This is a genomic window from Archangium violaceum (assembly GCF_016859125.1).
Lineage (GTDB): Bacteria > Myxococcota > Myxococcia > Myxococcales > Myxococcaceae > Archangium > Archangium violaceum_A.
This window is the reverse complement of sequence record NZ_CP069338.1, coordinates 4685992-4705968: the sequence shown is the minus strand read 5'-3', so window position 1 is coordinate 4705968 and position 19977 is coordinate 4685992. Positions and strand designations below refer to the sequence as shown.

General features: G+C 67.9%; 16 protein-coding genes. 12 read left to right on the top strand and 4 right to left on the bottom strand.

The window, feature by feature from the left end:
* On the bottom strand, positions 1 to 843 hold the full coding sequence (locus tag JQX13_RS20270) for an AAA family ATPase (RefSeq protein ID WP_203410597.1): 843 nt from the start codon (positions 841 to 843) through the stop codon (positions 1 to 3).
* 256 nt (positions 844 to 1099) lie between these two features.
* Here JQX13_RS20270 and JQX13_RS20265 point away from each other — a divergent pair, with 256 nt between their 5' ends.
* The 4 genes from JQX13_RS20265 (at position 1100) to JQX13_RS20250 (ending at position 6753) form a co-directional block, all read left to right on the top strand.
* Complete coding sequence (locus tag JQX13_RS20265; RefSeq protein WP_203410596.1) at positions 1100 to 2113, top strand: endonuclease/exonuclease/phosphatase family protein; 1014 nt, start codon at positions 1100 to 1102, stop codon at positions 2111 to 2113.
* Positions 2114 to 2292: 179 nt separating this feature from the next.
* Positions 2293 to 3858: a sensor histidine kinase gene (locus JQX13_RS20260; RefSeq protein WP_239014944.1), complete on the top strand. Its 1566-nt coding sequence runs from the start codon at positions 2293 to 2295 to the stop codon at positions 3856 to 3858.
* Between the two features lie 58 nt (positions 3859 to 3916).
* Positions 3917 to 5935, top strand: coding sequence for a pre-toxin TG domain-containing protein (locus JQX13_RS20255; protein ID WP_203410595.1), 2019 nt, complete (start codon positions 3917 to 3919; stop codon positions 5933 to 5935).
* A 77-nt stretch (positions 5936 to 6012) separates the two neighbouring features.
* The gene (locus JQX13_RS20250) at positions 6013 to 6753 is read left to right on the top strand and encodes a hypothetical protein (RefSeq protein ID WP_203410594.1); all 741 of its coding nucleotides are present in this window, start codon (positions 6013 to 6015) and stop codon (positions 6751 to 6753) included.
* A gap of 10 nt (positions 6754 to 6763) precedes the next feature.
* Here JQX13_RS20250 and JQX13_RS20245 read toward each other — a convergent pair whose 3' ends face one another.
* On the bottom strand, positions 6764 to 7042 hold the full coding sequence (locus JQX13_RS20245; RefSeq protein ID WP_203410593.1) for a hypothetical protein: 279 nt from the start codon (positions 7040 to 7042) through the stop codon (positions 6764 to 6766).
* Positions 7043 to 7338: 296 nt separating this feature from the next.
* Between JQX13_RS20245 and JQX13_RS20240 the strand changes: the two genes are divergently transcribed.
* The 4 genes from JQX13_RS20240 to JQX13_RS20225 all read left to right on the top strand — a co-directional run bounded on the left by JQX13_RS20240 (position 7339) and on the right by JQX13_RS20225 (position 13356).
* Positions 7339 to 9357 (top strand): pre-toxin TG domain-containing protein, encoded by a 2019-nt coding sequence (locus JQX13_RS20240; RefSeq protein ID WP_203410592.1) that lies wholly within the window; start codon positions 7339 to 7341, stop codon positions 9355 to 9357.
* A complete protein-coding gene (locus JQX13_RS20235; RefSeq protein WP_203410591.1) occupies positions 9354 to 10175 on the top strand; it encodes a hypothetical protein in 822 nt (273 codons plus the stop codon). Before JQX13_RS20240 ends, JQX13_RS20235 begins: the two co-directional genes overlap by 4 nt.
* A 347-nt stretch (positions 10176 to 10522) precedes the next feature.
* Complete coding sequence (locus JQX13_RS20230) at positions 10523 to 12541, top strand: pre-toxin TG domain-containing protein (RefSeq protein ID WP_203410590.1); 2019 nt, start codon at positions 10523 to 10525, stop codon at positions 12539 to 12541.
* Between the two features lie 380 nt (positions 12542 to 12921).
* Positions 12922 to 13356: a hypothetical protein gene (locus JQX13_RS20225; protein ID WP_203410589.1), complete on the top strand. Its 435-nt coding sequence runs from the start codon at positions 12922 to 12924 to the stop codon at positions 13354 to 13356.
* Between the two features lie 7 nt (positions 13357 to 13363).
* Here the strand turns inward: JQX13_RS20225 and JQX13_RS20220 are convergent, their stop codons facing one another.
* On the bottom strand, positions 13364 to 14314 hold the full coding sequence (locus JQX13_RS20220) for an alpha/beta fold hydrolase (RefSeq protein ID WP_203410588.1): 951 nt from the start codon (positions 14312 to 14314) through the stop codon (positions 13364 to 13366).
* A gap of 207 nt (positions 14315 to 14521) precedes the next feature.
* On the opposite strand from JQX13_RS20220, the gene JQX13_RS20215 reads away from it, so the two are divergent.
* From JQX13_RS20215 to JQX13_RS20205, 4 genes are read left to right on the top strand one after another with little or no spacing between them, the layout of a single operon-like run.
* Entirely contained in the window at positions 14522 to 15169 is a 648-nt protein-coding gene (locus tag JQX13_RS20215) for an SGNH/GDSL hydrolase family protein (protein ID WP_203410587.1), read from the top strand.
* 55 nt (positions 15170 to 15224) lie between these two features.
* Positions 15225 to 15443: a glutathione S-transferase N-terminal domain-containing protein gene (locus JQX13_RS54275; RefSeq protein ID WP_239014942.1), complete on the top strand. Its 219-nt coding sequence runs from the start codon at positions 15225 to 15227 to the stop codon at positions 15441 to 15443.
* A gap of 5 nt (positions 15444 to 15448) precedes the next feature.
* A complete protein-coding gene (locus JQX13_RS54270) occupies positions 15449 to 15781 on the top strand; it encodes a glutathione S-transferase C-terminal domain-containing protein (protein ID WP_239014940.1) in 333 nt (110 codons plus the stop codon).
* A gap of 22 nt (positions 15782 to 15803) precedes the next feature.
* Complete coding sequence (locus tag JQX13_RS20205) at positions 15804 to 16832, top strand: hypothetical protein (protein ID WP_203410586.1); 1029 nt, start codon at positions 15804 to 15806, stop codon at positions 16830 to 16832.
* A gap of 306 nt (positions 16833 to 17138) precedes the next feature.
* Here JQX13_RS20205 and agmC read toward each other — a convergent pair whose 3' ends face one another.
* Positions 17139 to 19970 (bottom strand): adventurous gliding motility protein AgmC, encoded by a 2832-nt coding sequence (gene agmC / locus JQX13_RS20200; RefSeq protein WP_203410585.1) that lies wholly within the window; start codon positions 19968 to 19970, stop codon positions 17139 to 17141.
* Positions 19971 to 19977 lie beyond the last annotated feature (7 nt).

The window sequence follows — 19977 nt, the reverse complement described above, 5'->3', positions numbered from 1 at the left end:
TCAGGCCTTCGTCCGGCGGCCGCGCCCGAAGGCCTCCGCCACCGCCATCAGATCCTGCTCGCGCTTGAGCAGCGCGCCCAGGAAGGGCAGGTTCTCGTCCAGCTTCATGCTCGTGACACCGTTGGCCTTCAGCACGGCGATCCAATCGACGAGCTCGCTCGTGCTCGGCCGCTTGCGCAGCCGCGTGAAGTTGCGCAGCTCGTAGAAGATGTCGAGCGCCTGCTTCGTCAGCGACTCGTCCAGCCCCGGGTGGTGCACCGCGACGATGCGCCGCATCAGCTCCTGGTCCGGGAAGTCGATGAAGTGGAAGACGCAGCGGCGCAGGAAGGCGTCCGGCAGCTCCTTCTCGTTGTTGCTGGTGATGATGACGACGGGGCGGTGCGTGGCCACCACGTCCTCGTTCGTCTCCGAGACGCGGAAGCGCATCCGGTCCAGCTCGTGGAGCAGATCATTGGGGAACTCCACGTCCGCCTTGTCCACCTCGTCGATGAGCAGCACCACGCGCTCCTTCGAGGCGAAGGACTCGCCCAGCGGTCCCATGCGGATGTAGCGGCGGATGTCCCGGACGTCCCCGTCACCGAAGCGCGAGTCGTACAGGCGCTGCACGGTGTCGTAGACGTAGAGGCCGTCCTGAGCGCGCGTGGTGCTCTTCACGTGCCAGGTGAGCAGGCGCAGCCCCAGGCTCTCGGCGACGGCCTCGGCCAGCAGCGTCTTGCCCGTGCCGGGCTCGCCTCGGACCAGCAGCGGACGCTGGAGCGTCAGCGCACAGTTGACGGCGGCCTGCAGGCCCTCGCTGGAGAGATAGGAATCGGTTCCGCGGAAACGAGAAGGAGAGGACGTCATGGCGTGCCCCTTCCTTTAACACCACCCCGGCTCCTCCGCCTGCCTGGCGTCCGTCCCCGCCCACCCGCCATGCGTCCTTGCTTCCGGGGCACGACGTCCCCAGGGGGTGCATGCCCCCCCGGGGACCGGGCAACCCCGGTGGCGGCGGGGTATCCCGAGCTGGGGGTGACGCACCCGGACCGGGGCGCTCCCCCCCGGAAGGAAGAGGCAATACGTTCCCCCTACCTTTCCGCTTCCACACGACGCACGAGCGAGTATGGCCCAGACGCCTCTACGCATCGTCAGTTACAACGTCCGCTACTTCGGACATGCCCTGCGCGGGCTCGCCAGCACGCTGGGGCCCAAACGACGGGTCGCCGCGGCCCTGGCCACGTTGGAGCCACTGCCGGACATCATCTGCCTGCAAGAGGTGGAGACCCAGTCCTTCCGCAGCAGCGTCGCCCACCGCCCCTCCCACCCGGACGAGACGCAGTTGGAGGCCTTCATGGGGCGCATGGAGGAGACGTTCGCCAACCTCCGCCGGCCCATGCCCTACGAGGCCTTCTACTTCCGCGCCCACCACTACAAGCTGAGGGAGTTCTCGCTCTACACCACCGGGCTGGCCATCATCGTCAACACCCAACGGCTCGCGGTGGACACCCACAACGTGGACTCGCCCCACCACATCACGCACCACCACGTGCGGATGTTGCGCGAGCGCAAGCAGAGCCGCATCTGCGCGCACATGCGGCTGCTCCGCAAGGAGGACGGACTCCCCCTCCACGTCTTCAACACCCACCTCAGCCTGCCCACGCCCTTCTCCCGCGCCTTCTGGGCCACCCGGGACAAGATGGGCAACGGCATCAACCAGCTCCACGAGGCACGCGCGCTCTGCACCCTGGTGCGGCACCGGGCGGCCGGCGAGCCCTTCCTCATCTGCGGCGACTTCAACTCGCCGCCGGCCTCGCCCGTCTTCCACTACTTCTGCGACGAGGCCCACCTCGCCTGTGCCCAGGCGGCGGTGGGACAGATCGATCCGCACCTCTCGCGAGGCTTCCCCACCGCCGGCTTCATGCACATGCGCATGCACCTGGACCACATCTTCTCCGGGAACGGGGTGCGCTGGTTGGACGCCGACGAGACGCGCCCCTTCGGGGACACGCGCAGCCGCTTCCACGGACTCTCGGACCACATGCCGCTCATCGCGCGCTTCCAATTGGAACCACCGGCCGCGCACGCCGAGCCGCCCTCCCCTCCGTCCAACGAGCCGTCCGCTCCCACCGGGGCATGAGACGCCCCCCGCGCGCACCGTTGCCCGGCGGACAGGCAGCCCGAGACCCCGCTCCATCGCCTGCTTCGCGAGCCGGGCTTCGGCCCTCCGGCATCCGGACCGGGAGGACTCACGGGTCAGCAAGGCCATAGCCAACCTGTAGGCTCTAAGGAGGTGGCCCTCTCACACGAAAGGGATGCATGTCCGGCGATGACTTCAGGGTGCTGATGGATGCGATGGCGGATCCCCTCGTGGCCTGCGATGGCGACGAGCGCGTCCTCTACCTGAACCCCGCCGCCGAGCGCTTGCTTGGCTGGAAGTTGAAGGAGCTGGCGGGACAACCCTTCGACCGCCTTGTCCCCCAGCGTCTGCATGCCTTCGATGGGCAATCCTTCCTGCGCTACCTGCTGAGACGGCGGCGCGCGCTGAGCGGGCGCCCCGTTCGGGCCACCCTGCTGTGCCGGGGTGGACCGGAGCTGGAGCTGGAAGTGACGGTGGGAGCCGCCGAGGCGGCGAGCGGAGAGCGCATCACCGTGGTGCTGCGGCGCACGCCCGAGTTCCCCGACTACACCGACGAGCCCCTGGAGCGCCTGTCCTCCGCGGTACGCACGCGCGCCCTCCACCCGATCTCCACGGGGGAGCGCGTCTACCGGCTCGTCTTCGAGAACGCGCCGATGGGCCTGTTCCACTTCGACACCACCCCCACCCTCCTGGCGTGCAACGACTACTTCGTGCGCATCCTGGGCTCCTCCAAGCGGGCGCTCATCGGACTGAACCTGCTCTCGCTCCAGGACGAGGCCATCATGACCTGCGTGCGCGAGGTGCTCGAGGGACGTCACGCTTCCTATGAAGGGGACTACCGCTCCATCACCGCGGACAAGGTGACCCCGGTGCGCGTCCACTTCGCGCCCTGCCTCAATGAGTGCGGCGAGGTGGAAGGGGGCGTGGGCATCGTCGAGGACGTCACCGAGCAACGCATCGCGGAGGCCGAGCGCTCCCGCCTCTTCCGCGAGGCCCAGGAGGCCATCCGCGTGCGCGACGACTTCCTCACCATCGCCTCGCACGAGCTGAAGACGCCCCTCACCCCGCTCTCGCTGCGGCTGGCCAGCCTGGAGCGCCGGCTGGAGCGCCATGAGCCGGTGGACCCCACGCTGCTGCGTCACGCGCGCCAGCACCTGGTGCGGCTGGCGGCGCTCATCAACGACCTGCTGGATGCCTCCCGCATCGAGGCCGGCCGGCTCGCGCTGCACTTCGAGCCCACCCGGCTGGATGCCATCGTGGAGCGCGCGCTGACCGTGATGGACGCCGAGCGGGGCCAGCACCGCATCGACTACTCGCACCCGGAGGAGCCGGTCCCCATCCGCGGAGACCCGTACCGGCTCGAGCAGGTCATCGCCAACCTGCTGGAGAACGCGCTCAAGTACAGCCCCGGGGACAGCACCGTGCGCGTGACGATGGATGTGCGCGGCGACTTCGCGCTGCTCTCCGTGGCGGACGAGGGCATCGGCATTCCTCGCGACCAGCAGGAGCAGCTCTTCGAGCGCTACTTCCGCGCCCGGAACGTCTCCGTCACGTCCTACGGCGGACTGGGACTGGGCCTCTACATCAGCCGCGACATCGTGGAGCGCCACGGGGGCCGCATCTGGGTGGAGAGCGAGGTGGGCCGGGGCTCCACCTTCTACGTGGCGCTCCCGCTACTGTCCGCCGCCAGCCCCACGCCTCCCGAGCCGCGCCCGCCCACGGGCTCGTCGCAGCAGGTGCACTGAGTGCACTGAGAGGTGTCCAGGCCCGAGGCCGGATAGACTGCGCGTCCTCGACACCTCCATGAGAACGCCCTCGGTTCTTCTCCCGGTCGTACTGCTGGTGGCGGTGGCCGCGTGCAGGAGCCATACGGACAGCAGCCCTGGCCCGCGCCTGGCGTTCGCCCTGGAGTCACCGGGCACGGGTCCACTGCCCTCCCAGTCTGGAGAGGGGGGCCTGGGCAGGAAGGCCTCGGCATATACCGGGGCCGAGGTGCTGGAAGGGACGAAGGAGGTGCGTGCCCAAACGTGGGCAGCGGCACGCGGACTCAAGCGCGCGGGGGCATGGCTGGCCCTGGGGCTGCGCGTGGAGAACGGGCGTGTCCGGCTACTCGGCCTCCGCGTGCACGAGGGAACCGGCAGCGAGCTGGGAGCGGTGGACGCCGAGAGCTTCCGCGCCCTGCTGGAGTGGGCGTTGTACCGGTATGCGCGAGGCCAGCGGGGCGAGGTGGTGCTGACACTGCGACGCGGTGAAGGCCCCTGGCGCGAGGAGGTGGAGTCCACGGGCCCGGTGCTCTCGGCCACTCGGCCCCTGGCGCCCTATGAGGCCTTCCTGCGCCACCAAGGCAAGGCCTTGCAGGCCACGGGGCTTTCCGAGGCTGCGCGCCGCGAGGGCCTGGCGGCACTGAAGACGCTGGAGCGCGAGGTGCTCCTGCAACTGGAGGAGGCGCTGGAGAAAGCACCCTCTCCCCTGGCGCGCTACACGGTGCTGCTACAAGAGGAGCGACAGCGAGAGGAGCGCTGGCGCGCGGTGCAGCGCAAGCTGGCCGAGTACGAGGCGTGGGGCACAAGGCTACTGGACACCTACGCCCCGCCCCCACGCCGCCTCGCCCCGGGCTACCTCCTGAGCGAGTCGCCCCTGCGCGAGCACTCGCTGCGCGCCCTGGGTAATGCCACGCTGGCCTGGGCCTACGCCCATACGGAGGACCCGGACTTCCTCAAGCGCACGCCTGACGAGGTGGCCCTCTACCTGCTGGCGAGTCGCTCGGCCCTGGCCAGCGCGGTGCATCTGGGCCGTCTGGCTCCGGTGCACCTGGATTACAACGAGTCCTTCGACCCGGAGTCCTTCCGCTCCGAGGACCTGGTGCTGGAGCTGCTGGTGGGCCTGACGCCGGGCGTGGGCGAGGTAACGGACGCTCGGGCAGCCCTCACCGGCCACAGCCTCACCGGCCATACCCTCACGCGCACCGAGCGCGTGGTGTGTGCATTGGGCGTGCTGCTGCCCTTCATAACTGGGGCCGTGCTGATGAAGGCCACGGAGGACGCCGAGCGGCTGGCGTTGCTCACCGGCCGGGGCCTGGGCGAGGTGGAGGTGCTCTCGCGTGTGGCCTCGCACCTGTCTCCGGGGGACGCCAAGGAGATTGAGCGCCTGCTGGCACAGGCCTCGCGGGGCCACACCTTCACCCAGGAGGAATCGCGCTTCCTCGAGCGGGTGGCTCGCGGCCTGGAGGGGCCGTTACGCGAGGCGGCCGGGGCCCTGCGAGCGGGCCAGAAGGTGCCGCTGCTGGGCGTGCGCACGTTGCCGGACGGCACCCGGCTGCTGCCCGGCACCCCAGCCCACAAGGCTCAGCGCTGGGTGGACTACCAGTTCCGCCACCCGGAGAAGTACCGCCGCTTCTCCTTCCAGCCGGACTCGGACTGGGAGCGCCTCTACGCGACCATTCTGAAGAACAGGCCCGCGGGCAACGCCTTCGAGGACGCCATCCTCCAGGCCCACCGGTACGAGCGCAACGCCGCCATGATGATGCCGCCACCGGGCAGCCGCGCCCAGGGCTTCATCCCCGACTCGGTGAAGGGCAACCCCGCGGAGCTGGTCTGGGGACAGCCCTACTCCTTCGTCGAGTCCAAGGCTCGCAGGAAACTCTCCCTCTCCGGCAACCTCAAGGCGATGCTCGAATACATAGACAACTATGGTGGTCACCTCGAGCTGTGGGTCCGCTCCGCCAGACATCCCGATGGAGCCACGCACCTGTCAGAGCCGCTCCTAAACAAATTGAACGACCTGAAAGAACAAGGTAAGGCAATCCTTCACCACTACCCGTGATGTCTACTCAAGGCATGCCTATCCGATACCTCGAAACACGATTCAGGCTTCCGCCTGGACGTCCTCCCAGCCCAGAGGTGGGAACGTTTCTCGACCTCATTCTTCGTGAGTTTCGTTGGTTCGAGCCCAGGCGTCATGGATCGGTGGCTTTGGATAAACCCATCGATCCGAGTCGCATCGACATGGGTGCGCTCGTAGCCCATTACGAAGAGTATGGAACCTTGTTCGTGGCAGCCCGCACCGATCGGGACTTCATCTCAATTCATCCCATCACAACCGGTGCTCCACCCTACACGGGTTCCATCTCCTGGATGACCTCCGCGAGCCTGGCCTCGAAAGCCTCCTGGCGTGCATCTCATACCAAACAGGTGCGCGAGGTGATGCGCCTGTTTCAAGTACCGCTGGCCCTGTCCGGGTTGAAGACGGATCTCCACTCCAAGCAATGGCGGTTCATCCCCAAGAGCATTCCCATGGAGGGCGGAAAGGAGTTCACCTACTCGGAACAGGTTCTCACAGTGCCCGACTACAGCAAAGGACTGGCGGGCCTCGTCTGGCGCAACTTCTACGGCCCGCCTTTCGTCCGCATGTTCGGCGAGCGGCTCGACACATTGCCCCCCGAATGCCGCAAAACGCTTGGGGAGGAGCTTGTCCTCGTCCAGCCCTACGAGTTGCCCACGGATGCTGGCACCGAGGCGGGCATCGCACGCGAGCGCGAGCTCATCACCCTGCTCGGCCCCGAGTGCTTCTACGATCACGAGCACCACACCCTCCCCACCCGCCGCCCCGTCCTCAACTCCCTCGGCCAGCCCCTTCACTGAGCTGGATTGATCAGGACGTCGTCGTGTCCTCGCGCTTGAAATACTCCGCCACGGACTTCGAGAGGAAGTCGGGGTTGAGGGAGGTGGCCAGGTTGTTCTCTCGGATGACCGTGATGCGCTCGGTCAGCCTGTTGAACGGAATGAAGCCGCAGAGCGCGTTGAGAGGGCGCTCCCTCAGGGAGAACGCGGGGCGGCGGATCTCCTGCTCCACCTTGCTCCGGCGCTCGTCCGGGGCCACCAGGAACAGCCGGATGTTGAGGTTGGGCTGAAGGGCGAGCAGATCCGCCATCCGCAGCAGCCTCGAGTAGACGCTCGTGGTGCACTCGACCTCGAAGGCCGCGACGCGACGCCCAGGCCCGCATCCACATTGCCATCCTTCGCGTCCTGAATGAGCCAGCCGGCGAGTCGGAGGGCATCATCGATGTTTTCCCTGGCGAGGGCTTCTGGTGTGGTCACCCGATGATTCTGCCCGCAGATGGAGACGGACTGGAGACCCGGCAGGTCTTCCGGGGGCTGGAGGATGTAACGATGGAGGGGGCTCGCTCTCCGGAGGCCGGGATAGACTGCGCGCCCCTCGACACGTCCATGAGAACGCCCTCGGTTCTTCTCCCGGTCGTACTGCTGGTGGCGGTGGCCGCGTGCCGGAGCCATACGGACAGCGGCCCGGGCCCGCGCCTGGCGTTCGCCCTGGAGTCACCGGGCACGGGTCCGCTGGCCTCTCATTCTGGAGAGGGGGGCCTGGGCAGGAAGGCCTCGGCATATACCGGGGCCGAGGTGCTGGAAGGGACGAAGGAGGTGCGTGCCCAAACGTGGGCAGCGGCACGCGGACTCAAGCGCGCGGGGGCATGGCTGGCCCTGGGGCTGCGCGTGGAGAACGGGCGTGTCCGGCTACTCGGCCTCCGCGTGCACGAGGGAACCGGCAGCGAGCTGGGAGCGGTGGACGCCGAGAGCTTCCGCGCCCTGCTGGAGTGGGCGTTGTACCGGTATGCACGAGGTCAGCGGGGCGAGGTGGTACTGACGCTGCGGCGCGGTGAAGGCCCGTGGCGCGAAGAGGCGGAGTCCACGGGTCCGGTGCCTTCAGCCTCTCGGCCCCAGGCGCCCTACGAAGCCTTCCTGCGCCACCAGGGCAAGGCCTTGCAGGCCACCGGACTCCCCGAGGCTGCGCGCCGCGAGGGCCTGGCGGCGCTGAAGACGCTGGAGCGCGAGGTGCTCCTGCAACTGGAGGAGGCGCTGGAGAAAGCACCCTCTCCCCTGGCGCGCTACACGGTGCTGCTACGAGAGGAGCGACAGCGCGAGGAGCGCTGGCGCGCGGTGCAGCGCAAGCTGGCCGAGTACGAGGCGTGGGGCACAAGGCTGCTGGACACCTACGCCCCGCCCCCGCGCCGACTGGCCCCGGGCTACCTCCTGAGCGAGTCGCCCCTGCGCGAGCACTCGCTGCGCGCCCTGGGTAATGCCACGCTGGCCTGGGCCTACGCCCATACGGAGGACCCGGACTTCCTCAAGCGCACGCCTGACGAGGTGGCCCTCTACCTGCTGGCGAGTCGCTCGGCCCTGGCCAGCGCGGTGCATCTGGGCCGTCTGGCTCCGGTGCACCTGGATTACAACGAGTCCTTCGACCCGGAGTCCTTCCGCTCCGAGGACCTGGTGCTGGAGCTGCTGGTGGGCCTGACGCCGGGCGTGGGCGAGGTAACGGACGCTCGGGCAGCCGTCACCGGCCACAGCCTCACCGGCCATACCCTCACGCGCACCGAGCGCGTGGTGTGTGCATTGGGCGTGCTGCTGCCCTTCATAACTGGGGCCGTGCTGATGAAGGCCACGGAGGACGCCGAGCGGCTGGCGTTGCTCACCGGCCGGGGCCTGGGCGAGGTGGAGGTGCTCTCGCGTGTGGCCTCGCACCTGTCTCCGGGGGACGCCAAGGAGATTGAGCGCCTGCTGGCACAGGCCTCGCGGGGCCACACCTTCACCCAGGAGGAATCGCGCTTCCTCGAGCGGGTGGCTCGCGGCTTGGAGACACCGTTGCGTGAGGCGGCCGGGGCCCTGCGGGCGGGCCAGAAGGTGCCGCTGCTGGGCGTGCGCACGTTGCCGGACGGCACCCGGCTGCTGCCCGGCACCCCAGCCCACAAGGCTCAGCGCTGGGTGGACTACCAGTTCCGCCACCCGGAGAAGTACCGCCGCTTCTCCTTCCAGCCGGACTCGGACTGGGAGCGCCTCTACGCGACCATTCTGAAGAACAGGCCCGCGGGCAACGCCTTCGAGGACGCCATCCTCCAGGCCCACCGGTACGAGCGCAACGCCGCCATGATGATGCCGCCACCGGGCAGCCGCGCCCAGGGCTTCATCCCCGACTCGGTGAAGGGCAACCCCGCGGAACTCGTATGGGGACAGCCCTACCCCTTCGTCGAGTCCAAGGCTCGCAGGAAACTCTCCCTCTCTGGCAACCTCAAAGCGATGCTCGACTACGTGGACCGATACGGAGGTCACCTCGAACTGTGGGTCCGCTCAGCCAGGCACCCCGATGGAGCTACGCACTTGTCAGAGCCGCTCCTAAACGAACTGGCTCGTCTGTCACGTCAGTTCAAGGCAAACATTCGACGTTATCCGTGATTCCCATTCACAACATGCCCGTCAAATACATCAATACGGATTTTGATCTACCACCTGAACGACCATCTTGCGCGGTGGTGGGCAGATTTCTCGACCTCGTGCTTCGTGAGTTCCGTTGGTTCGAGCCCAGGCGCTATGGGTCCTCGGCCTTGGATAAGCCCATCGACCCAAGCCGCATCGATCTAGGTGCGCTCGTGGCCCACTACGAAGAGCATGGAACCTTGTTCGTGGCAGCCCGCACGGATCGGGACTTCATCTCGATTTATCCCATCACCACCGGCGCTCCGCCCTACACGGGTGCTATTTCCTGGATGACGTCCGCGAGCCGGGCCTCAAAGGCCGCCTGGCGTGCGGCCCATGCAAAGCAAGTGCTCGAGGTGATGCGCCTGTTTGGGGTCCCACTGGCCCTGTCCGGCTTGAAAACGGATCTCCATGCCAAGCAATGGCTGCTCGTCCACAAGAGCACTCCCATGGAAGGAGGAAAGGAGTTCACCTATTCGGAAGAGGTACTCACAGTGCCCGACTACAGCAAAGGACTGGCGGGCCTCGTCTGGCGCAACTTCTACGGCCCGCCCTTCGTCCGCATGTTCGGCGAGCGGCTTGACGCACTGCCTCCCGAGTGCCGCCAGACGCTCGGAGAGGAGCTCGTCCTCGTCCAGCCCTATGAACTGCCCACTGCAGCCGGCACCGAGGCGGGCATCGCACGTGAGCGCGAGCTCATCTCCCTGCTCGGCCCCGAATGCTTCTACGACCACGCGCACCACACCCTCCCCACCCGCCGCCCCGTCCTCGACTCCCTCGGCCAGCCCCTTCACTGAGCTGGATTGAGCAGGGCGTCGTCGTGTCCTCGCGCTTGAAATATTCGGCCACGGACTTCGAGAGGAAGTCGGGGTTGAGGGAGGTGGCCAGGTTGTTCTCTCGATGACCGTGATGCGCTCGGTCAGCCTGTTGAACGGAATGAAGCCGCAGAGCGCGTTGAGAGGGCGCTCAGGGCATCATCGATGTTTTCCCTGGCGAGGGCTTCTGGTGTGGTCACCCGATGATTCTGCCCGCCAATGGAGACGGACTGGAGACCCGGCAGGTCTTCCAGGGGCTGGAGGATGTAACGATGGAGGGAGCTCGCTCTCCGGAGGCAGGGATAGACTGAGCGCCCCTCGACACGTCCATGAGAACGCCCTCGGTTCTTCTCCCGGTCGTACTGCTGGTGGCGGTGGCCGCGTGCCGGAGCCATACCGACAGCAGCCCTGGCCCGCGCCTGGCGTTCGCCCTGGAGTCACCGGGCACGGGTCCGCTGGCCTCTCATTCTGGAGAGGGGGGCCTGGGCAGGAAGGCCTCGGCATATACCGGGGCCGAGGTGCTGGAAGGGACGAAGGAGGTGCGTGCCCAAACGTGGGCAGCGGCACGCGGACTCAAGCGCGCGGGGGCATGGCTGGCCCTGGGGCTGCGCGTGGAGAACGGGCGTGTCCGGCTACTCGGCCTCCGCGTGCACGAGGGAACCGGCAGCGAGCTGGGAGCGGTGGACGCCGAGAGCTTCCGCGGCCTGCTGGAGTGGGCGTTGTACCGGTATGCGCGAGGCCAGCGGGGCGAGGTGGTGCTGACGCTGCGGCGCGGAGAAGGCCCCTGGCGCGAGGAGGTGGAGTCCACGGGCCCGGTGCTCTCGGCCACTCGGCCCCTGGCGCCCTACGAGGCCTTCCTGCGCCACCAGGGCAAGGCCTTGCAGGCCACGGGGCTTTCCGAGGCTGCGCGCCGCGAGGGCCTGGCGGCGCTGAAGAGACTGGAGCGCGAGGTGCTGCTGCAACCGGAGGAGGCGCTGGAGAAAGCACCCTCTCCCCTGGCGCGCTACACGGTGCTGCTACGAGAGGAGCGACAGCGCGAGGAGCGCTGGCGCGCGGTGCAGCGCAAGCTGGCCGAGTACGAGGCGTGGGGCACAAGGCTGCTGAGCACCTACGCCCCGCCCCCGCGCCGACTGGCCCCGGGCTACCTCCTGAGCGAGTCGCCCCTGCGCGAGCACTCGCTGCGCGCCCTGGGTAATGCCACGCTGGCCTGGGCCTACGCCCATACGGAGGACCCGGACTTCCTCAAGCGCACGCCTGACGAGGTGGCCCTCTACCTGCTGGCGAGTCGCTCGGCCCTGGCCAGCGCGGTGCATCTGGGCCGTCTGGCTCCGGTGCACCTGGATTACAACGAGTCCTTCGACCCGGAGTCCTTCCGCTCCGAGGACCTGGTGCTGGAGCTGCTGGTGGGCCTGACGCCGGGCGTGGGTGAGGTAACGGACGCTCGGGCAGCCGTCACCGGCCACAGCCTCACCGGCCATACCCTCACGCGCACCGAGCGCGTGGTGTGTGCATTGGGCGTGCTGCTGCCCTTCATAACTGGGGCCGTGCTGATGAAGGCCACGGAGGACGCCGAGCGGCTGGCGTTGCTCACCGGCCGGGGCCTGGGCGAGGTGGAGGTGCTCTCGCGTGTGGCCTCGCACCTGTCTCCGGGGGACGCCAAGGAGATTGAGCGCCTGCTGGCACAGGCCTCGCGGGGCCACACCTTCACCCAGGAGGAATCGCGCTTCCTCGAGCGGGTGGCTCGCGGCTTGGAGACACCGTTGCGTGAGGCGGCCGGGGCCCTGCGGGCGGGCCAGAAGGTGCCGCTGCTGGGCGTGCGCACGTTGCCGGACGGCACCCGGCTGCTGCCCGGCACCCCAGCCCACAAGGCTCAGCGCTGGGTGGACTACCAGTTCCGCCACCCGGAGAAGTACCGCCGCTTCTCCTTCCAGCCGGACTCGGACTGGGAGCGCCTCTACGCGACCATTCTGAAGAACAGGCCCGCGGGCAACGCCTTCGAGGACGCCATCCTCCAGGCCCACCGGTACGAGCGCAACGCCGCCATGATGATGCCGCCACCGGGCAGCCGCGCCCAGGGCTTCATCCCCGACTCGGTGAAGGGCAACCCCGCGGAACTCGTATGGGGGGAGCCCTACCCCTTCGTCGAGTCCAAGGCTCGCAAGGAACTCTCCCTCTCCGGCAACCTCGAGGCTATGCTCAAGTACGTCGACAAATATGGTGGCCACCTTGAATTGTGGGTCCGTTCTCCTGGGCATCCTGATGGACCCACGCACCTGTCGAAACCACTCCTGGATTTTCTCAGCAGACTGAAGAACCAAAACAAAGCAACCCTGAGACACCATCCGTAGCTCGTCCCTTTGGCATGCCTCTGAAATATTTCCAGACTCAGCTTGGACTTCCCCCAGGCCGTCCTTCAGAAGTCGTCGTGAGAGAGTTCCTCAACCTCGCTCTCCGCGAATTCAAGTGGTTCGAGCCCAGGCGCTATGGTTCCGTATCGCTCTCAGAGACCATTGACCCGGCCCACCTGGATCTCGGCGCTCTCGTTGCCTATTACGAAGAGAATGGCCACCTGTGTGTGGCAGCACGCACGGACCGGGATTTCTTCTGGATTCATCCCACCTCTACTGGCGCTCCTCCCTACACGGGCGCAATCACATGGACGACATCCGCCAGTTCCACCTCGAAAGCCTCCTGGCGTGCAGCCCATGGTGTGCAGGTGGTTGAGCTCATGCGACTCGTCCATTCCCCGCTGGCCCTGGCCGGCCTGGACGCGGAGCTTCATGCCAGGCAATGGCGACTCGTGCACAAGAACATTCCCACAGAAGGAAAGCCGTTCACCTACTCGGAAGAGGTGTCCACCGTCCGAGACTACAGCGAGGGTCTCCCGGGTCTCGTCTGGCGCAACTTCTACGGCCCGCCCTTCGTCCGTATGTTCGGCGAGCGGCTCGACACATTGCCTCCGGATTGCCGCCAGACGCTCGGAGAGGAGCTCGTCCTCGTCCAGCCCTACGAACTGCCCACGGAGGCCGGCACCGAGGCGGGCATTGCACGTGAGCGCGAGCTCATCTCCCTGCTCGGCCCCGAGTGCTTCTACGACCACGTGCACCACACCCTCCCCACCCGCCGCCCCATCCTCGATTCCCTCGGCCAGCCCCTCCACTGAGGCGCATTCATCGCCCGCGCCACGGCTGGGAGCACACGGCGGCCGTGGGTCCCGCCCCGCCGGTGCTGGTTGATACCCCGATCGAGTCCGCGTGCGCGAGGAGCGCCCGAGCGATCTCCCCGAACAGCGGGCGGGGGAGATCATGCCCCAGCCCTTCCAGCATGAGCAGCCTGGCGCCCGGGATGGCCTCGGCCGCGGCGACCCCATGCGCGGGAGGAAGCATCGGATCGTCCGTCCCGTGAATGACGAGCGTTGGCACGCGCAGGTGCTTCAGCGCCTCGGCCTGTTCGCGAGTGGGTAATGGCACCAACCCGTGGTTCGCCGAGGCGGCCGGATCGCGAGCGCGGTCGAACATCCGTTCCACCCTGCGCCGACACTCCTGCTCGTCGAAGGGGGCTACGCTGCCGGACAGCGCTCGAACCATCTTCACCTGGGAGTCGATGGCTTCCTGGCGGTTGCCGGGCGGTTTGCTTGCCGCCGCCATGAGCAGCTCGCACACGAATGGGGCGGGTGGTGGCAGCGTCTCCGTCGTTGCCCTGCCCTGGAAGGTCTCCATGCGCCCGGCTCGCAGTGGCGTGGACAGCATCAAGGTGAGGGTGAGCACTCGCTCGGGGTGGTGGATGCTCACGAGCTGGCAGATCATCCCGCCCATCGATGCGCCCACCAGATGGGCCGCGGCGATGCCGTACGCATCGAGCACCCCCACCGCGTCCTCGGCCATGTCCAACAGCGTGTAGGGGTTCTTCTGGAAGTCGAAGCAGGTCGACTGGCCAGTATCCCGATGGTCGTAGCGAATGACGTAGTACCCGCCCGCGACCAGCAGCTCGATGAGCTCCTCGGGCCAGGCAATGCCCTGGACCGATGCGCCCATCACCAGGAGGAGGGGTGGATTTCCGGGCTCGCCAAAGCTCTCGGTCCACAGCTCGACGCCATTGGACTTCACCATTCGCTCCGCCATGACATTGCCCTCTTATCGCTCCATGAGCGGGTACGTGCACCGCCCAGGAGTCCGAGGAGAACGTCAGGTTTTGTGATCCGTGCTCGGCGCCACCAGGTTCCAGGCAGGCGGGCGAGCGAGTGTTCAGGCCCGTGTACCGCAGGCCCGTTGCCCGGTGCGCTCCCCCACCCCAGGGTTGCAAGATGAAGCGCGGGACGGAGGCGGAGGATGCTCACGGTATTCACCTTTGGCGATTCGGTTCTCGACTGTGGCCACTACAACCGTTACGGCGTCTCGCCCGGCGAGCTGCTGGTGCACAACTGGGATGACCTCTTCCCCGAGTTCCTCGGACAGGACCTGAGCGCACTCGGGGGTGGGCGACTCGAACAGCTCGCACAGGATGGGGGGACGGTGAACTCCCTTGCGCGCCAGCTGCGCGGAGTGGAGAGCCACGGGCCGTCGGTGGCGCTCGTCTCGGTGGGCGGCAACGACCTCCTCCAGGGCCTGCTCCTGGACGCGGGCCCGGGCTTCGAGGAGTTCCGGCGCAAGCTCTCCGCCTTCCTCACGGCCCTACCCATCCGCCCGGTGCTCATCGCGAACGTGTACGACCCCACGGTGGGTGATGACCGCCACAACTTCACCGGAGTGCCGGTGGAACGGGCTCGTGACAACCACCGGCGGATGAACGACCTCATCGCCGAGCTCGCCTCGGAGCACGGCGTCCTCGTCGACCTGCACAAGCACTTCCTCGAGGGCGACGCCTCCTGGTTCACCTCCACGATCGAACCCAGCCTGCGTGGCGCCTCCGAGGTGCGGCGCTGCTTCTGGAGGGAGTTGGTGAAGCTCCGCCCCGCCGGAGTCGCAGCGGCGCCCTGACACGGGTGCGCCGCGCAGTTGCCATGGGACCGGAGCCCGAGGAGAGTCACTGGCCATGCGAACTCTCGTAGGCCTGGGCTACTCCGGTTGGACCGAGAAGGCACGCTGGGCGATGGACCACCATCGGCTGGCCTACCAGTACAGCGAACACATCCCGCTCCTGGGCGAGCTGCGCCTGCGCCGCCATGCGCCTCCCGGAGGACGCGGCACCGTGCCGCTCCTGGTGGAGGACTCGGGTATCACGATGGGCTCCTACGCGATCGCGCAGCGCTGAAGCCCATGGCGCGAATGGCGGCGCGCTTCCTCGCGAGCAAGCATGAGGCGGCGTCGGACCCGGAGGCGCTCCTGCTCTCCACGGTCGTGCCCGGCCTGGAGCAACTGCGTGCCGCGCTCCAGGGGAGGAGCTTCCTCACCGGTACGTTCTCGTACGCGGACATCACCATGGCGGTGACACTCCAGTTCATCCAGCCCGTGGAAGAGCGCTTCATCCCGCTGGGGCCGGGCCGGAGGAAGGCCTGGTCCCATCCGGCCCTCGCGGAGCGGTTCGCGGACCTGCTCCGCTGGAGGGACCAGCTCTATGCCGAGCATCGCCCCCCGCCGGTGGCCCACTGACCCGGAAGCGCCAAGAGACACCATGAATCCGTTGTTCCTCGGTCTACTGCTGGTGGGCATGCTGGGGGTGCCCCTCCCCTTCGCTCTCCGATGGTGGAGGCGGCGCCGAGCCCGGCGCGCATGGCTCGCGTTGGCTCCGAAGCTGGAGCTCTCCTTCGCGGCTGATGGCGCGCACCGGCTGCTCTCCGGGCGCTATCAGGGCCACTCCGTAGAGGTGCTGCTTTCCCCGGATGGCACGGCGCAGATGCGCATGAAGGCACGGGCCGACCTGCCCTCCGGTCTCCACCTCTCGCGTCAGGAGGCGGGAACCCACCGTCTCCAACTCCGGGGCCTGCGCGATATCCAGGTGGGGGATGAATCCCTGGACGCGGCCTTCATCATCCAAGGCAGCAACCCCGCGGCCGTCATCCGCCTGCTGCGCGAGCCGGACTTACGCGAGGCGCTCCTGGCACTCGTGGCCGACAACCCACGAGCCGTGCTCACGGAGAACGAGGTGGTGGCCCCCATCGGCTACCCGGTGCGAGAGGAGCCATGCCGCCGCGCCCTCCGGACACTCGCGCAGGTGGCGTTCACGCTCGAGCGGTCCGCGGGTCAGCTCACACAGCAGGAGGTGTTGGCTCGAGAGCAGGTGCCCCAGGCTCCTGTCGAGCCAGAGCCCGCGAAGTCCCAGGTGGGCAGGACCCTGAGCGACAAGGACATCCGGGACGAGTACGGCCGCCGTACGAGCCTGTACATGCGGCTTGCCCTGTTTCCGCTCGTCGTGGGCTGGGGGCTCATGGTGCTCTTCGGCCCGAAGGGGCTCCTCGGACACGCGGGAACACCCTGGGGGACAGTGGGATTCGGGCTGTTACTCGGAGGCCTGGTGGGCGGCGTGTACGGCGACCTCAAGTTGCTCCGCTGCCCCGCCTGCGACGAGACCTTCACATGGTGGACGAGGAGGAACCCGTCCAGAGATGAGAACCTGAAAGCGGAAGTGAAGGCGCGCGGAACCAGGAGCGTGGAGGCCCTGTGGCTCGTCGCATGCCCCTACTGCAAGGCGCGACTACGCTGAGCGCCCATGCACGGACCGCCAGTGCCGCTTCTCGATCGTCCTCACGTTGACGGCATCCTCGAGAGTCGCCAGATACCTACCTGGAAAGGGCGGGTAACTCCTTGTCATCCGCCTCCCCGTTGTACTCCCTCACGTAGATGGCATTGCCATGGTTGTGGATGCACCTGGCGGGGGGTGTCATCCACGATGAGGATGACCCGGCGCATGGGGCCTGCCTGACAAATGCACGGAGACGCGAAAAAGGCCGGGCCCCGCATCCCATGAGGGAAGGGAGCCCGGCCCGGGACTCGAGACAGCGGGGTCGGGTTACTGACGGCGGCGACGACGGGCCAGCGCCAGGAACGTGCCCAGACCCATCAACACCAGCGACGAGTCACCGCCCGTGGCCGAGCAGCCGATGCCATTGCCCAGGAAGGCGATGTCACCCCCCGTGTTCGCGGACACGGTCCATGTCCGGGTAGCCGGAGTGGCGTCCACGTTGCCCGCGGCGTCACGAGCGCGCACCTGGAAGGTGTGCTCGCCCTCGGACAGGTCCGTGAGGGTGACTGGAGACGTGCACGGCGTGAAGTCGGCACCATCCAGGCTGCACTCGTACGTCACGCCCAGCTCGTTCGAGTCGAATGTGAACGTCGCGCTGTTCTCCGGCGTGGTGTCCGACGGACCGGAGGTAATGGTGGTGTCCGGCGCCGCGTGGTCCTGGACGATGGTGAAGCTGTGGCCCGCGCTCACCTCACTGGTGTTCCCCACCGCGTCCGTGCCGCGGACGGTCACCGTGTGCGGACCCTCCATGAGCGGAGTGGTCGGCGTGTAGCTCCAGTTGCCGGACGAATCCGTCTGGGCGGTGACCACCTCCACTCCGTCGATGATGATGGTGACGGTGCTGCCCGGCTCCGCCGTTCCGCTGATGACCGGGGTGAGGGTGTCCACCGTCCCCGTCGGGCCCGTCACCACGGGCACGGAGGGCGCCGTGGTGTCCACGGTCCAGGAGTAGCTGGCCGGCGTGGGGTCCACGTTGCCCGCGGCATCGACTGCACGAACCGCGAACGTGTACGAGCCATCCGCCGGGACCGTGAGGTCGAACGGGCTCGTGCACGGGGCGAAGGTGGTCGCGGGGCTCAGCCTGCACTCGTACGTCACGCCCGTGTCCGCCACAACGGTGTCGAAGACGAACGTCGCATCCTTCGAGTTGCTCGAGGCCGGCGGTCCCGAGACGATTCGGGTGTCCGGCACGGCCGTGTCCACGGTGAAGTCGCGCATGGGGGACTCGGGGCTGGTGTTGCCCGCCGCGTCCGTCGCCGTCGCCTTCACAGTGTGCGAGCCGTCCGCCAGCGGCGTCGTCGGCGTATAGCTCCAGTTGCCAGACGCGTCCGCCGTCACCGTGCCCACCGCCACGCCGTCGATGATGACCGTGACGGTGCTGTTGGGCTCCGCCGTTCCGGTGATGACGGGCCTGGACGTATTGAGCAGGGCTCCGTCCGCGGGCGCGCTCACCACCGGCGCCGCGGGCGCGGTGACATCCACGGTAAAGGTGTTGGCCGCGCTCTTGGGGCTCTGCACCTCATTGAGCTCCGTGGCCGCCTGCACCGTGTGATTGCCCTCGGAGAGAGCGGCGGGCAGGCCGAAGATGTAATCGCCGCTGGAGTTGGACATGGTCCGGCCGACCTCGACCCCGTCGATGTAGATGACCACCGTGGTGTTGGCCTGGGCGTTGCCCCGGATATCGGGCTGGCGGTTGTTGGTGATGAGGCCATCGGCCGGCGTGGTCACCGAGGGCACGGCAGGCACGACGAAGCCGCCCGTCAGGGTGACGGAGTTGCCATTGGCGCCCACCGTCGCCCCGTAGGTAGGGCCGTCGGGAGCCGTGGGATCCTGCTGGTTGCCGGGCGTGGCGCCGCCGAGGTTGAAGTTGCAGGTGCCTCCCAGCGCGGCCTGGAACAACACCCGTCCACCGCCGCCACCACCGCCGGGACCCACCCGGCCGGCATTCACCGAGCCACCCACACCTCCAGCGGCGGAGACCTGGCCGCACGAGGCCGTGCTGGCGAAACGCAGATAGATGGAGCCACCCGCTCCACCGCCACTGCCACCATCGTCGGACGAGGCGCCACCCGAACCACCCGAGGCCAGGATGGCGCCCGTGCCCGAGAGCTGGTTGGCCCGGATGAAGATGATGCCGCCGCCACGCCCACCCGGCACGCCCGTGCCGTCGGCACCATGACCGGCTCCGCCGCCACCGCCTGGAGTGAGGTGATTCAGCATCGAATAGACGAGCGCCGTGCCTCCCTGCCCGCCCACGAGCCGGGCCCCATCGACGTAGAACTCCGAGCGCCCGCCCACACCACCGGTCCCGTAATTACCACCGCCTCCGCCGCCCGACTTGAAGCAGATGCCGCCTCCGGCCCCGTTGGCCACGTTGCCACGCCCGGTATGAGAGGCGCCGTAACGCACGTCGGCGATGCCCTCGCCCTTCTGAGCTCCCTTGGCGGCATCCTCATCCAGCAACGCACAGCCCGTCGAACCAGAGCCATCATCGACGTACACGCCCCCACGGAATCCCATGGCGTTGGCGGTGATCTGCCCGGCGTTGCTCACCGTGCCCGTGGCCAGGAACGCGATGACGCCACCCGCGCTCCCGTTCCAGGGAACCGCGGTGATCCTCCCAGTCGTGGTGAGGGAGACGGTCGTGTACTCGGGGACCCGGATGACCTGGGTCACATTGGCCGCGTACGAGTGGATGAGCGGAGCGGTCAGCGTGAGCGTCGCTCCCGAGACCGAGGCCAGCCGCGCGAGCTCCCAGCGGCCTACCGCATCATTGGAGATGTCGATGGCGCCCGTGCCTCCAGAGGGGGGCACCGGGACGAGACCGGTCGTCTGGAGCACCATCACCAGGTCGCCGGCCGCGAAGCAGGAGACAGCACCCAGGCACGTCCCCATGGGAACGACGGTGTCCCCCGGGGCCAGGGGTCCCGTCACCTGGGCATAGCTGTTGATGATGGTGCCCGAGGTCGTCACCGAGAGCGCGCCATCGCGCCCGGAGCCCAACCCGAACGAATCCGGCTCGGCGAGCGCCGCCGTCGAGCCGAGGGCCAGCACGCACAGCGCCGCCGCGAGCCACTTCTTGAAGAGACCGTTCTTCATATGTATC

What these genes read in the sequence shown, in the direction of transcription:
- JQX13_RS20270 (WP_203410597.1), bottom strand. Translation starts at nt 843, where the DNA reads ATGACGTCCTCTCCTTCTCGTTTCCGCGGAACCGATTCCTATCTCTCC.
- JQX13_RS20265 (WP_203410596.1), top strand. Translation starts at nt 1,100, where the DNA reads ATGGCCCAGACGCCTCTACGCATCGTCAGTTACAACGTCCGCTACTTC.
- JQX13_RS20260 (WP_239014944.1), top strand. Translation starts at nt 2,293, where the DNA reads ATGTCCGGCGATGACTTCAGGGTGCTGATGGATGCGATGGCGGATCCC.
- JQX13_RS20255 (WP_203410595.1), top strand. Translation starts at nt 3,917, where the DNA reads ATGAGAACGCCCTCGGTTCTTCTCCCGGTCGTACTGCTGGTGGCGGTG.
- JQX13_RS20245 (WP_203410593.1), bottom strand. Translation starts at nt 7,042, where the DNA reads ATGGCGGATCTGCTCGCCCTTCAGCCCAACCTCAACATCCGGCTGTTC.
- JQX13_RS20240 (WP_203410592.1), top strand. Translation starts at nt 7,339, where the DNA reads ATGAGAACGCCCTCGGTTCTTCTCCCGGTCGTACTGCTGGTGGCGGTG.
- JQX13_RS20230 (WP_203410590.1), top strand. Translation starts at nt 10,523, where the DNA reads ATGAGAACGCCCTCGGTTCTTCTCCCGGTCGTACTGCTGGTGGCGGTG.
- JQX13_RS20225 (WP_203410589.1), top strand. Translation starts at nt 12,922, where the DNA reads ATGCGACTCGTCCATTCCCCGCTGGCCCTGGCCGGCCTGGACGCGGAG.
- JQX13_RS20220 (WP_203410588.1), bottom strand. Translation starts at nt 14,314, where the DNA reads ATGGCGGAGCGAATGGTGAAGTCCAATGGCGTCGAGCTGTGGACCGAG.
- JQX13_RS20215 (WP_203410587.1), top strand. Translation starts at nt 14,522, where the DNA reads ATGCTCACGGTATTCACCTTTGGCGATTCGGTTCTCGACTGTGGCCAC.
- JQX13_RS54275 (WP_239014942.1), top strand. Translation starts at nt 15,225, where the DNA reads ATGCGAACTCTCGTAGGCCTGGGCTACTCCGGTTGGACCGAGAAGGCA.
- JQX13_RS54270 (WP_239014940.1), top strand. Translation starts at nt 15,449, where the DNA reads ATGGCGCGAATGGCGGCGCGCTTCCTCGCGAGCAAGCATGAGGCGGCG.
- JQX13_RS20205 (WP_203410586.1), top strand. Translation starts at nt 15,804, where the DNA reads ATGAATCCGTTGTTCCTCGGTCTACTGCTGGTGGGCATGCTGGGGGTG.
- agmC (WP_203410585.1), bottom strand. Translation starts at nt 19,970, where the DNA reads ATGAAGAACGGTCTCTTCAAGAAGTGGCTCGCGGCGGCGCTGTGCGTG.